General features: G+C 42.9%; 10 protein-coding genes and 1 pseudogene. 6 read left to right on the forward strand and 5 right to left on the reverse strand.

Annotated features, from left to right (window positions below; translation table 11 throughout):
• The 3 genes and pseudogenes from Q1A86_RS16915 to Q1A86_RS16925 all read right to left on the reverse strand — a co-directional run.
• A pseudogene (locus Q1A86_RS16915) lies at window positions 1–324 on the reverse strand (hypothetical protein); the annotation flags it as partial.
• Window positions 325–504: 180 nt separating this feature from the next.
• Window positions 505–2541: an EAL domain-containing protein gene (locus Q1A86_RS16920; protein ID WP_299809061.1), complete on the reverse strand. Its 2037-nt coding sequence runs from the start codon at window positions 2539–2541 to the stop codon at window positions 505–507.
• A 254-nt stretch (window positions 2542–2795) separates the two neighbouring features.
• Window positions 2796–5402 (reverse strand): TonB-dependent receptor, encoded by a 2607-nt coding sequence (locus tag Q1A86_RS16925; RefSeq protein WP_299809064.1) that lies wholly within the window; start codon window positions 5400–5402, stop codon window positions 2796–2798.
• A gap of 566 nt (window positions 5403–5968) precedes the next feature.
• Between Q1A86_RS16925 and Q1A86_RS16930 the strand changes: the two genes are divergently transcribed.
• The 5 genes from Q1A86_RS16930 (at window position 5969) to Q1A86_RS16950 (ending at window position 9147) form a co-directional block, all read left to right on the forward strand.
• Window positions 5969–6364 carry a nitrous oxide-stimulated promoter family protein gene (locus Q1A86_RS16930; protein ID WP_299809067.1) on the forward strand — a complete coding sequence of 132 codons (396 nt, stop codon included), beginning with the start codon at window positions 5969–5971 and terminating at the stop codon, window positions 6362–6364.
• Window positions 6365–6639: 275 nt separating this feature from the next.
• The gene (locus tag Q1A86_RS16935) at window positions 6640–7842 is read left to right on the forward strand and encodes a SpoIIE family protein phosphatase (protein WP_299809070.1); all 1203 of its coding nucleotides are present in this window, start codon (window positions 6640–6642) and stop codon (window positions 7840–7842) included.
• Window positions 7843–7855: 13 nt separating this feature from the next.
• Window positions 7856–8188 (forward strand): STAS domain-containing protein, encoded by a 333-nt coding sequence (locus Q1A86_RS16940; RefSeq protein WP_299809073.1) that lies wholly within the window; start codon window positions 7856–7858, stop codon window positions 8186–8188.
• Between the two features lie 100 nt (window positions 8189–8288).
• The gene (locus Q1A86_RS16945) at window positions 8289–8732 is read left to right on the forward strand and encodes an ATP-binding protein (RefSeq protein ID WP_299809076.1); all 444 of its coding nucleotides are present in this window, start codon (window positions 8289–8291) and stop codon (window positions 8730–8732) included.
• An 88-nt stretch (window positions 8733–8820) separates the two neighbouring features.
• Entirely contained in the window at window positions 8821–9147 is a 327-nt protein-coding gene (locus Q1A86_RS16950; protein WP_299809078.1) for an Hpt domain-containing protein, read from the forward strand.
• Between the two features lie 41 nt (window positions 9148–9188).
• Here Q1A86_RS16950 and Q1A86_RS16955 read toward each other — a convergent pair whose 3' ends face one another.
• Entirely contained in the window at window positions 9189–10229 is a 1041-nt protein-coding gene (locus Q1A86_RS16955; RefSeq protein ID WP_299809080.1) for a hypothetical protein, read from the reverse strand.
• A gap of 2 nt (window positions 10230–10231) precedes the next feature.
• Entirely contained in the window at window positions 10232–10675 is a 444-nt protein-coding gene (locus Q1A86_RS16960; protein ID WP_299809082.1) for a hypothetical protein, read from the reverse strand.
• A gap of 156 nt (window positions 10676–10831) precedes the next feature.
• Between Q1A86_RS16960 and Q1A86_RS16965 the strand changes: the two genes are divergently transcribed.
• Window positions 10832–13489, forward strand: coding sequence for an ATP-binding protein (locus Q1A86_RS16965; protein WP_299809085.1), 2658 nt, complete (start codon window positions 10832–10834; stop codon window positions 13487–13489).
• The last annotated feature ends 169 nt before the right edge of the window (window positions 13490–13658 follow it).

The following is a 13658-nucleotide window of genomic DNA, read 5'->3' on the forward strand; positions in this document are numbered from 1 at the left end:
TGGCTCTGGCTCTGGCTCTGGCTCTGGCTCTGGCTCTGGCTCTGGCTCTGGCTCTGGCTCTGGCTCTGGCTCTGGCTTAACACTAGCTTGTTTCACTTCTTCTTGCTGATCAAGCTTAGGCTCAAAACTCACACCGTCGACGGTGGGCGTCGATATCTCTTCTGCTGTCTCAGGAGTGATATCTTTCATCTCACTCTCAGGTACATCTTGAGTCGCTTCAGCGCGCTTAGCTGCCTGCTCTTTCTCTGCTTGCGCCGCCTTTTGAGTGCGTCTATAAAGATAAACACCTAATACAATCAGCAATATAATGACGATTTCTTTCATTGTCTTCCACCATGGGTTAGCCACGAACACATTAAATACATGCAATCACACTGCTAAAATGTGCAAAATTTAAACATTATTATTAATGCATTCACTCTCTTAAAATCAACTATTTATATCTCTTTTTTTATCGGGTATCAAAAATAATCGTTTTTTTGAGTGTTATAAAGCATAAATAAACTAAGATATTAATCTTGCAGCGTCATTTTCATTGGACAGCCTCTCGAGCGGTAAAGGCCTTGCCAAATAAAAACCTTGAACCAAATCAACACCACAATTTTCAATAAATTCATATTCCAGCTGTGTTTCAACGCCCTCAGCAACGATTTTGCAATTAGCAATCTCACCTAATTTAGCCACCAATTTATAGATCTCTTTACCCTTGACCGATTGCGCATCTAACAGCAACGATCTGTCTATTTTCACTTTGTTAAATGGATACTGCAGTAGGTGCGGAAATGATGCATAACCCGAGCCAAAATCATCCATTGCAATCGTGATATCCCTCGCCTGTAGTTCTTTCATCACACTGGTTAAGTGAACCTTATCGCTAAGCATCGTTTCTTCGGTGATCTCTATTTCCACCTTTGACGGAGAGATAGAATAGTGTTCGAGTCGCGTAAGCAGATGCTGAACAAAATCAGCGTGCTCGATGGAAGCCACCGACACATTAATAGATACACGCCCTTCGGAAGGTAAATCCATTTTCTGCATATCACTTAATACTAGCTCAATGACCAACTTATCTAGCATAGGCATAGCTTCTAACAGCTGGAAATCTAGAATAAACTCCGGCGAACATAACCTGCCCTTATCATCAACATAGCGAAGTAGCGCTTCATAGTTGTATTGTTCTTTATTCTGGATTGACTGAATCTTTTGATAAAACATGACTAGATTGCCGCGCCTTAGAATCTGCGCCATGCGCTTCTGAGCCGAGGATTGGGTAAAATTATCATTCGTCGAATTTCTCACACTTCGCAGTACATGATTGAAAATTGAACTTTCCGCAGCGGCGTAGCGAGTATTTGGGTCTAGTGATACCAAGTGCTTTCCAACATAAGCAAGATAGAAAGGACGATACATAAACATGCCGACAATAATGACGAGGATTTGCAGAAGCGCGCCATCTAACTGCTCTCCCATTGCGAAGTAACCGCTAAAAATCGGCGGCGTCATCCAGTTCACGATACTCACAACCGGCGATACAAGCCCTAATGCGATGCAGGCATAAACAATCACGAAGCTAGCCAGTGGCACTAAGATAAACGGGATAATCATAATCGGATTAAACAGTATCGGAAGGCCAAACAATAACACCTCATTGATATTGAATATGACCATAGGTATTGCGACGATAGCCAGCGTTCTATGGTTATCATTTCGGCTAAAGATAAGCACGCAGAGCAACAAGCTTATGCAATTCCCTGAGCCACCCATAGACAGAAATGCGTCATAGAAGCCTTGGCTAATAATATTGATAGAAGCTTCTCCGGCGCGCCAAGCTTCAATATTGGTTAGAGTATCGGCATAAATTTGCTGCTTGATTGCAAAAAGCAGGTTGTGACCATTGATACCAACGGCGCCTAAAATCCCAAGCAGCGTCTGATAAATCAGCCCCCCCGAGAAGGTCATAGGATCCAGCCCGACTGTTGAAACCAGAGTTTCCAGATAAGTGCCGGTAAAAATAACAAGCTGTGAAAGTAACAATGCAAAGATTGAAAAGCTGAAGATATGGAAAATATACTTTATTAACCTAGAGGCAAAATCATACGAATTAGGATCTAAAAGGCGAACAGGAAAATACAGATAATATAAGTAGGTCACAATTGCGCTTAATAAGGCCAGCAGTGGATTATTTGGCAATGTATGACTCGTCGAGAAGTCTTGACTTCCAATAGAGAGAATATAAAAAAGCACTAATGCATAGATGATAAAAATGGCACTAGATGCATTAGTTTTTTGTGAAAGATAATAGCTCGCCACAACACAGAATGTCGTTGGGTAGAGGTTAATCAATATATCAGAGACATAAAAGAGTAGCTCTGAAACATGATTTATCTCGATCACTCTAAATGCATGCCCTAGCAACATAGCTAACGAGCTTGCCAATGTTATCGGCAGCAGCAATAGCGCTATCGCAGCAAGGTCTGATAAGTAAAGCTTGGACTCTTTACTCCAATTTAACACTCTCGAAGAGACATAGCGTAATGTCATGATTTAAAACCTTAGAGGCTCCAAAAAAGTTGCGTAGGGTATTTCATTTGAAAGTTATGGAATCATGTTCATAAGTATTGAGCCGAAAATGAAAATAACGGCTTGTTCAACCTCAAAGTTAGCAACAAAAAACCACACCAACACAACTAAAAAAATCTTAAAAAAATCTTAAAAAACAGTATGTAATTTAAATGCTCGTTGCTTTTCCATCAACTGAAATTAAGGGTAAAATATACATAAAACATCGTTGGATATTAAAATCTGACTGTAATACCTAATTTATAGCGCGCCTCTCCCTCTGCGCTGAATACAGGGTAGTTATTCTGCAGCTCAGGCTTCACTTCTGCCGAATCGGCTGCAACCCCCAGCTGTATACTGTCTTCAGCCAATAAATTCACCACCTCGAAAGTAATGGCGAGATGTTCAGTGAAGTTATAGCGACTGCTGAAATCGATTGTTCCGTAGGCTTGATGCTCTCGATTACCATAGTAGCCGGGCAATTCGCGGATCATATATTCGCTGCGCCAGTTGTAAGCAACGCGAGCCGAGAATGCATCCATTTCATAGTAACCCACTAAGTTCACCGTATGTTTAGATGAGTCTGAAAATACGCTAACTTGATCTGGATAATGGCCTGCTGGGGCACTCGAATCGGCAAAGGTATAATTGACAGCGTAACCCAGGCCATTTTCAAAGCCGTTCTGTAGCTGTAGCTCAACACCTTGGATCTGACCACCCGAACCATTTTTCTTGGCAGACACAGTCCAGCTATCCTCACCAGAGTCTGGATCGATAATACCTATACTTTGACCCAATAATTGCTCAGAGGTGATGAATGAGCTGATATCCTTAATAAAATAGGTCGCAGCGAGCAAGCCTTCTGCAGCGAAATACCACTCAATGCCAAGGTCTGCTTGGGTTGCCTTAAACGGAGTCAGTGCGACATTTCCCCTATCAACCACTTCATTGTCTGGCACGCCATCGGCGTAACCTGACAGTGCCGAGGCCGAAAACATATCATCATAATTTGGACGAGAAATAACCTTAGATGCTGAAGCGCGAATAATCACATCCTCAGATAAGTCATATGCAACGTTGATACTGGGTAATAAGTCACGATAACTTGAGCTTTCCGTACTTAGATCATCGGCGTAAGTCCCATCTGAGTTAAGCTGGTAGTAATCAGAAGCAGCATCTGTTGAAATATAGCGCAATCCAACATTACCTCTAATACCTTCAGACGCGAAGTTAGCCATAAGATACAGGGCTAAGTTTTGTTCGTTAATCGTACCGTAACCAGACTTATAGACTTGGCCATCGCTATCAAAGTGAGTAACCGCGGCCTTAGCATCGTTTAACATGGCATCGAGAATAGGCCTTGGCAGCGTAAACCCACCGCCTGAAGAAACCGTCCCAGAGTAATAGGCTGATGCATTCTTAGCGATGATATCGGGGCTCGCAATCCCCTCGAAGGATTCCTGCTTCACATCATGATTTGCCCAGCTAACACCTGTTTTTATCGCCGTAATTAAGCCGTAATCAACTGGAAAAGTGATATCCAACTTAACATATGTCTCTTCATCAGAATTGGGTTGCTTACGCAGCGACCAAGCTTCAGGTGCGAGAGATCCATTAAAGTCCTCAGCTCCAAACACTTTATTAGCAATGTCGATGTTTATCACCTCGCCGCTAGCATCGTATGTACCTGCAAAGTCGCTCGGCTGACCTAACCAGAAACCATAATTAGCGGTCATATTGGTTCCACCTTCAGACTTAGTGTTACCTACAAGGCCCTCTAAGGTGTAGCTATCTGTTTCATATGTAAAATCAAAATCATAGGTATTCGAATCCATACTGGCTTCACGTACCCATGTTTGCGCCCACCCAGGATTAGCATCATTAGCCTCACGGCGGTAAAAAATACAGGTACCAGCCTCATTCCTTTGTTCACAGGCTGCTTCCTTATCATCCGGAAACATAAGAAAAAGCGAAGTATTGGCATTGTTTGCTTGCATATCGAGATGCATCACATTAAAGCCAAACTCTAAATTATCTGTTGGACGATACTGCAAAACGGCGTTAATAGCCGTGCGCTCCCGCTGTTGCTCGAACGTTGTCGGTACGATGTCTCCCCAACCTATGTTTGATTCAATACCATTACGCTGGTAGTGAGTCTTAGCATCGGCGACCGCAAGCAGGACACCGACACTTTCTTCGCTATTTTTCCAGCTGTATAGCCCGGAAAACTCAGGATCGATTTCCTCAGAGACGGTGCCATAATCTTGCTTATGACTGAAAAAGAGTGAGTTTGCATCCAGATCAAAAGGTTTACGGGTATTGATAATCACGGTTCCGCCCACCCCTCCTTCGCTCATATCTGCTTGTGAAGATTTATAGACCTCAATGTCCCCCACCATTTCGGGTGGCAGTAATGAATAGTTAAAGCTACGGTCGGTTGTTTGCTGATCGAACCAACCGGTAGAAGCGACCGAGTGCCCATTTAACAAGGTACTGGTTAACTGATTTGATGCCCCTCGAATGGAAACCTGTTGACCCTGACCAAATTGACGGTTAACCGCAACCCCAGGAATGCGTCCGAGTGACTCACCCACATCACTATCAGGGAACTTACCGATATCTTCAGCCGTAACTGCGTCCACTAACGAATCTGAGAATCGTTTAGTATTAATAGAATCCTTCATCGAGGCACGGATACCACGAACTTCAATTCTTTCAATTGATTGTTCGCTAACCGAGTCATCATTTAGCTGAGCCGTAGCAAAAGCAGATCCCGTCAGACTCAACAGCAAGATATGGGTGGTCAGTAAGCATTTGTTTAAAATAGCTCGGCTTATTCCCATTATCTTCAAAAAGGAGTGCTTATTAATATCCATCATCATTTTACAAGTGGTATCACGTATCTATCTGCTAAAAAGCCTAATAAAGCCCAGCAGTAACCTATGGTATGACCCGCATTATTCCCTGAGTTCAGTGAATTTTTGTGTGTCTTTTGGCTTACAAGCGACTTATGGAAGGTGCATTGGAAGTTAATTTATTATTCGTTAAATAATCGCTGACACTCATTTGTGGGCATGTAGGAGGGGGCAAACACGCTTCCATAGAGCACATATCTAGGCTATACAATTAAGGTATATCGACAGGAAAGTTCTGCCTCGATAATCTTTCAGCATAAAAATCAGCGGCGAATTTTAAGCCAGTTAGAATCAATCTGACAAGTATAATTTTATCTGTTAGCAGTTAATTTCACGTAAAAAAAATACAAATTTCAATCACGTCTGCCGACACTAGGCACCTTAGACTTAAAGCGCTATTTTGTGCACACCTTCAAAGTTTCACGCTTATATTTTGTCAGCCAAAGCCAAGCCTCTTATTATATAAATAACCCAGTAGCTTACTAAGGTATCCCATGGCATTTGAACAACTACTCAGTGGCAAGCTTCTCAGAGAGTTTGAAACAATTTCCGCTATGGTGAAGATCTACTGCAAGGCACATCACAAAGACTTAGAAGCCCACCCATGCGAAGAGTGTGAAAGCTTTATTGAATACGCTCACACACGCTTAGACCGATGCCCCTACGGCCAAGAAAAACCGACTTGTAATAAATGCCCAGTGCATTGCTATAAGCCCCACATGAAAGCCAAGGCACGTGAGATCATGATTTACGCCGGCCCGAGAATGCTACTGCCTCACCCGATTATGGCTATTAGGCACTTGATGTCTGAACGTGAAGCCGCTCCAGGTAAACCACCAGAAGCAAGCTCCAATCGCCACCAGCGAATAAAGGCTGCCACAAAAGATTAGTTAATTTTGCTCAAGATCTTCTTGTCTAAGCGCACCATGACTTAAGCTATGTTTTAGCAAATATTAATGACTTAAATACGATCTCATGAAACAAGAAAACGGCTAAGCCATAGCAAAGTATAGCGTCGCGACTTCTCAGGTTTAGTTCCCCTCCCCATATAGCTGCCCCTTGTCGTATTTAAAATTCACTACTAGACTTTTGAAAAGTAAAAGGACTTATCCCAATCTGAACATATCAATTTGCTCAGTAACAAATACAGCAGGAGGCTGATGGCTTGGGCAGAGAAATCCTACTCGTTGAAGACAACAGAGTCATGCAACTACTGATGAGGAAAAAGCTCTCTTCACGAGGCTACCATGTCATCACAGCCATCGATGGTATCGATGCACTAAAGCAGCTCGAAAATACCCCCTCTATTCAATTAGTCCTCAGTGACTGGATGATGCCAAAGTTAAATGGCATCGAACTCTGCTATTACCTAAAATCCCCCGAGTATGGGCGCTACATCTTCTTTGTTTTACTATCTGGGCGCGATGACAAGGAATCTATTGTCGAAGGCATTAATGCCGGTGCCGATGACTTCGTCGCCAAAGATACCAGTATCGATGAACTCGATGCTCGGCTTAAAGCCGGATTTAGGAGCTTAGAGCTACACAATCAACTTGTTGCCAAAAACATTGAGCTAGACCAGGCTTATGCCACCATCCGCCAAGATCTCGATTCCGCCAACCAACTGCTACAGAGAATGTTGCCCAGCCAAAAAATGTTTCAAGGTGTAGAGCTGCATTACACTCACATCCCCAGCGCTCAAATTGGTGGCGATATGTTAGGTTGTATGCAGCTAGACGAAGATCATATCGCCGCTTATCTATTTGACGTCGCAGGTCACGGAGTCACATCGGCATTGATGTCTTTCTCCATCCAGCAAAGTATCAACTCCAATTCGACCTACGAGTCCAATGTGAAGAGTAGAAAGGAGACTGATCCTTTTTATAGCCTAAGGGAACCTAGCGAAGTACTGACTAGACTCAATCTGAGCTATATCAATCAAGGCGATAACAACCTCTATTTCACTATGATTTACCTAGTATTAAACACCAAAACAGGGCGACTAAACTATGCCTTTGCCGGTCACCCACCGATGGTTTGGCAGCAAAAATCACAACAAGTGTGTCGCTTCGTAAAACAAGAGAGCTTTGTCGCCGGCATGTTCGATTTTGCCCACTACCAAACGGAACAAATTCAGCTCGGTCAAGGCGATCGTATATTTCTATACTCTGATGGCATTACCGAGGCTGAATCGGCAGACAAGCAACAATATTCCGAACAGAGTTTAAAGCAGCGAATTCAAGAATTGGCCGAACAACCAATCAATAAGCAGAGCGACACCTTAGTCGCAACACTGAAGAGCTGGTCGGGTACAACAAAATTTGACGATGACATTAGCTTATTGGCACTTGAGTGGAATGGAAACTAGAACAGGAAGCAGCATGCAATTTAACATCTTAGAGAATGAGCAATACACGATTATCCAAATTCAAGAAGCTAGATTTGACGCCAAACTGACCCCATCCTTTCACACGGAGCTCGGGAAGCTAAAGCACAACCTCAGAGAGCACCTGCTTCTCGATATGAGCGGCGTGCGCTTTATGGACAGCAGCGGACTCGGAGCGGTAATGGGCTGCTATAAGATGCTACGCAATACCAAGATAAGTATCATTAATCCACAAAAGCCGATCTTAGACTTACTCAAGTTGACTCGAGTCGACAAGCTAATATTGAGCTATTCAACAATTGAAGACGCTCTAGCAGCAAGCGCATAACAGAAAGTGGGATGAAAGCAACGATACTCATCCCAGAGAATAGTACTGAAGCGACTTCAATACTGAAGCCCCTGACTGCGGTGACAATAGGGAGATTATCGTGAACACAAGGAAGTTTAACCAACAATACACAAGCAGCTTAGAAGCATCCCGTACCGTAGCCTCCGATATCCTTCCTTTTTGGCACTCCCTCGGGCTAGATGGAGCAGTGATTGGACAGATGGAGCTATGTCTTGTGGAGCTGGTTAATAACGTATTTGAACACGCTTACGCTAACCTTGATGGTGCAAAGTTTGAGATTACTTCTTACCTAAGTGACACTCAGCAATTGATTATTGAGGTCGCTGATTATGGCAATTCAATGCCATCGAATCTTCTTAAAGATCTCGCCATGATGGATTTTGTTGAACCATTAGCCTGTGACCCAAGTACTTGGTTACAAAGTCGTAGGGGACTTAAGATTATTGAGCAACTTTCAGACAAAATTGAATACCATTCAAACGAGAATCGTAACACCTTTAAGCTACAGCGAAAGACGGGCTAAAGCTACGTTCCCCCTCGTATACAACGGGCTGCACAGGCAAAACTGGCAATCACTTGTATGGTTACATTAATAATCAAAGGAGAGCTTGATGATAGAAATAGAAAAGTTAATGGCGCTCTGTGATGGCGATGATTCTATGCTAAACATGGTAGTCACTATCTATATTCAAGAGTACGGTCAGAGTGACCGCATCATTTTACACAGGTATCACACCGAGGATGTCGATGGACTATTCCAACTTGCCCATGAGCTGAAAGGTATGTTCAGTAATTTATGCGCACAAGACGCGGTAAGCTTGGCAAAAATAGTAGAGTCTAGCGCCCAAAGCGGTGTCATCCCCGATGAAACGGCAATCAACAAGCTTTGCAGTGAAATCCAGAAGATTAACCAGCAGATCCAAGCGCTATTACAATAATAGCCTTCCTGAGTAACTCCCCTCTCTCTTCCAGTCCATAATCAAAATACAAAACTCACAGCAAGACTTACGAGATTGACATCTGAATTCTCATTATAGACGAGTGGCGAAGTGACAAATTGAGCTCGATTGTCCTCCCCTTGAGAAAGAATTGCCTGGTATTCAAGGTTCAGAGAAATACTTGAGGTCACATCATATCTGACCCCAACAGTCACCCCTTTTGACTTACGCAACTGATGGCTCTCTGCATAAGTAAGATAAGGCGATAGGTCGTCAAAAGCGTAGATCACTGAGGCATACCAGTTAGCTTGCAACCTATCCAACTCGACCTCCGCCATCCATAGCCAAGACTCATAGCTGTACTCCGCCCCTACCGTGTATATATCTAACGTACTTTTCTCGACGGCAGGAAGTTGTGTGTATTCCACTTGCATAAATCCGCTATGGAGCCGGTAATTAAAGCCGACCAAATCGACATAAATACCCGCCATATACTCGGTATCAAACTGCAATACGCTCCCAGCGATCTCAACCTCATTTAGTCTATCGAAGCCATAATAAGGAGAAATAGTTAATAACAGCTCATCAGAAACATCGTAATTCCATGCCAAAGAAAGACCATCATAAAAAGTAAACCCTAAGAGACTGTCATATACCTCCTGAGGAGGTCTTATCCAAGGATAGGCTTGGCCAACATAATAATATTCAGAAACCAAAAATAGCGGTATACGCAAGCGCCCTGCTCTGACTTCAAAATCATCATATTCATATGACAAATAGGCCCATTCAAGCTCAGGATCACTCCAATCATCTTGAGTGCGCTTTACCACTTGTCCCGATGCACTCAAGCTATCAAACACATCGATATCCAGCTGTAAGCCAAATATCGTGTCACAGTCGTAACAGGTCTCATCGGTAATTTCTCGGCTAATAAATAAGGGGGTGCGATTATCACTCTGACTGATCGCTGTAGATCCAAATCCCCCAAGGGCAATCTTGTCGCTAAGCTCAATACTCGCCTGCACTTCAGGCAAAAATATCAGAGGAGGTAACGCTATAAATAATAGACGGCGAAATAACATGGCTACTCTCCCTCTGGCACGGTTATCAAGATATTGACTTCTTTAGGCACAGATTCGATCGGCGCATAAGCTATGCCATTGGGATTGTCGTTGAGCCACTTTAAAATCTGCTTAATATCATCGCTGTCTAACTCTTCAGGCGGCGAGCCTCTGCCAGAGAATGCACGTCCCGCCCAATAGCCGTTCATTTGCGAAACGGACTTACCGAGTAACATTTTATAAAATTCTTCTCTGTGAATTGACGTTTCTGGAAGGTCTACTAGGATGATTTTTAAGCTACCCGATATTTTCTTCGTCTTACCTCGATAAAGCATTCTTGCCTTGCTTTTACTTAACGCTGGCAAGTCATCATTGAGACTAAAAATGGCAAACTCAACATCGCTGTTTTCATCGACGTAGGCCTCTAACGCTAGGGCGGATGGAGAAGTACAATGGAGCGTCAACATGATGAAAGTCTGAAAACAGACAAGCCGAGCTCGTTCGCTTAATCCCTTAAACATTAAAACCCTCAATCCTAGATAGTTTTTGTACTATGCTGAATATAGTCAAGGGGAAGTTAAACTACAAGAACACAGCTAACTTGTTCAATTCATGGAGTAGAAATGAACATATTGAATCACATTTCTATAAAAATACGCATGTTAGCCCTAGTGCTATTACCGCTGATTTTTGCCTCATTCTTATTAATCTTAGAGGTCAAAAAACAGAGTGATAATGTCCAAGCATTAAATACTCTCAACAGTAAAGTTAGCTTTCTCGAATCTTTCTCCCTGCTCAATAGACATATCAACCAAACCAGAGAGCGACTACTCAAACACAATATTCAGGTGATTGCAGACGCCTTCACTTTCGAGCTCAACAAATTAAGGCTGCTACTACCACAAGCTTTTACAAGCCAAAATACCTTAGAGATGGCGTCTTGGTTAGATACCACCAGTAAAGCAGTCGATGAGATGACGAGTGTTGATGCCGAAAGCTTAGGAGACTGGTCGACTTGGTTCTATGAGCTACAGCTGCAAGCCCTCAACACCCTAGAAAAAGACCATTCTGGGATCAATAACGATATCAATCGACAACTTACCATCCTATACCAACTCCAATGGCTGTCATTATGGTCCGCAGAAGAAAAATGGCTTATCAATCAATTACTACTCACCCCTAATGATGCCGAACTTCTCAGCCAGTTAAACGCTATCACTGAGCGCCAACAGCATTACGTTGAACGCTTTATTGATATCAATGCTAATCCTGTACAGGTCTCACTATTGCTCAGTACTTTTTCAGATCCCGTCTTTGAGCAGAGTTACCAATTAAGAAGCCAGATTTTAAGTCAACAGCGACTAACGAATACTGCCAATATCAGTTTAGAAGCATTCAGCCAGCGCCTCGATTTAATCCAGTATGTAGTGGGAGCATTCTCCACTGAGCTCACTAACAATATTCAGAGTGAGATCGCCAATTCTAAAAAATTAATCTGGCTATTTTGCGCAGCACTGTTCGGCTCCTTAGTCCTCATTATCATCATAGGGGCTAACCTCTATAGGCGGCTCATTAGCTACCTCAGCCATGTTATTAACACCATGTCGAAGATTGAGGAGACACATGACTATTCTAAAAAAATCAACGAAGAGGGCCGCGATGAGCTAAGCCTTTTCTCTGTCACCCTCAACAAGCTTATAAATGAACGTCACCTAAACGAACTAAAAATACTGCAGGCAAAACAAGAGGCAGAAAAAGCCAATCAGGCTAAGAGTTCATTTCTGGCCAACATGTCCCATGAAATTAGAACCCCACTCAATGGGATCATCGGCATGTCAGATATCATGGCTAGCACAGAGTTGACAGCTATTCAGAGTGAGCACTTGCAGACAATTGAGACTTCATCACAGGCTCTGTTAATTTTAATCAACGATATACTCGACCTATCTAAGATTGAATCAGGCAAACTTTCTGTCACCAATACCAATACCGATATTGCCGAAGTGGTTTACGACACGATTTCAATGGTGTTGCCTAAGGTGACGGAGAAAAACCTCACATTAGAGCTCGAAATTGATGATGCGACTCCGTACCTAATCTCCCTAGACGATCATCGTCTGAGGCAAGTGCTGATGAACTTGCTCTCTAACGCAGTTAAATTCACCCAAGAGGGGGGGATCAAACTGGTTGTCTCTTGTCAAAAAATCCAGGACGCTAGCCATATACTTATCAGCGTCCACGATACTGGGATTGGAATTGAAAAAGAGAAACAGCAGCAGATCTTCTCTCCATTTACTCAAGAAGATATCACCACCACTCGTCAATTTGGGGGGACCGGGCTAGGACTCACTATTTGCAAACAGTTAATCGAACTGATGGGAGGAGAGATCTCTGTTAACTCAGTTAAAGGTGAAGGCAGCTGCTTCACTATTTCACTGACGCCAAAAATTATTACCCTAGAGAAATCTGTCACGAGCCAATTTGAACCATTAAAGGCAGCAATCATTTCAAAAAACGCCCAGCTAAATGACGTGCTCAACAAGGAATGCAAACGACATGGGTTCTGTATCAACTACCGCTATCAATCTTGTTTCGATCTGCTTCAAGCTAAACAGACATTCGATCTACTGTTTGTCGATAATCAGTCATCGACAAGAGATGGACTCGCTAGCCTAAATGAGCTACTGAGACAGAAAAATATCTTCACCATTGCTATTAACTCTCTGGATGAAAAGCGCCATTTAGACAATATAGATGCAATCGTGACTCTACCGCTGCTGGGTAACCGTTTTCGCAACGCCATACAGAATGGAGTGCAAAGTCGTAAGCTAAGACAGAAACAGATATTAGATAAACAACTTAGCCATAGCAGTAAGCCTATCAAGGCTGAGAGAATGAATCAGGTGATCCTGATTGTCGAAGACAATCTAGTGAATCAAAAGGTGGCCTCTTTACAGCTCACTCAAGCGGGGTTTGATTTTATTATTGCCAGTAATGGCCAAGAAGCTTTAGATTTCATCAGTACAGGCAATGCTATCCACGCCATTCTAATGGACTGCATGATGCCGGTTATGGATGGCTTTACTGCAACCGAAAAAATCAGAGAGTGGGAACACCAGCATTCTCTTTCGAGACTCCCTATCATAGCTTTGACGGCGAGCGTGCTCGATCAAGATATTCAAAGGTGCTATCAATCGGGCATGGATGATTATCTAGCAAAGCCCTTTAAAAAAGAGGCCTTGCTGCATAAGCTAAAATCTATATCCAAACTAGCAAGTTAACTCATACCCGTATCAGTATTGGACAATAGGGCGCCCACCCTCACTTCAAATTTTACAAAATCGTAAGTTTGTCTGAGCTTATCAACCAAAAGCTAGAAGATATGACGACGAGTCAGTAGCGTTCAAAAAATCAACACTTGCATCTTAGGTTTCAATACGTTGAAATGAG

Origin of the sequence: uncultured Shewanella sp. (assembly GCF_947497935.1) — a bacterium.
In the GTDB taxonomy this organism is placed as follows: domain Bacteria; phylum Pseudomonadota; class Gammaproteobacteria; order Enterobacterales; family Shewanellaceae; genus Shewanella.

Bases quoted from the DNA above. Each gene is read 5' to 3' on its own strand.
- Q1A86_RS16920 (WP_299809061.1), bottom strand. From the start codon at position 2,541: ATGACATTACGCTATGTCTCTTCGAGAGTGTTAAATTGGAGTAAAGAG.
- Q1A86_RS16925 (WP_299809064.1), bottom strand. From the start codon at position 5,402: ATGGGAATAAGCCGAGCTATTTTAAACAAATGCTTACTGACCACCCAT.
- Q1A86_RS16930 (WP_299809067.1), top strand. From the start codon at position 5,969: ATGGCATTTGAACAACTACTCAGTGGCAAGCTTCTCAGAGAGTTTGAA.
- Q1A86_RS16940 (WP_299809073.1), top strand. From the start codon at position 7,856: ATGCAATTTAACATCTTAGAGAATGAGCAATACACGATTATCCAAATT.
- Q1A86_RS16950 (WP_299809078.1), top strand. From the start codon at position 8,821: ATGATAGAAATAGAAAAGTTAATGGCGCTCTGTGATGGCGATGATTCT.
- Q1A86_RS16955 (WP_299809080.1), bottom strand. From the start codon at position 10,229: ATGTTATTTCGCCGTCTATTATTTATAGCGTTACCTCCTCTGATATTT.
- Q1A86_RS16960 (WP_299809082.1), bottom strand. From the start codon at position 10,675: ATGTTGACGCTCCATTGTACTTCTCCATCCGCCCTAGCGTTAGAGGCC.
- Q1A86_RS16965 (WP_299809085.1), top strand. From the start codon at position 10,832: ATGAACATATTGAATCACATTTCTATAAAAATACGCATGTTAGCCCTA.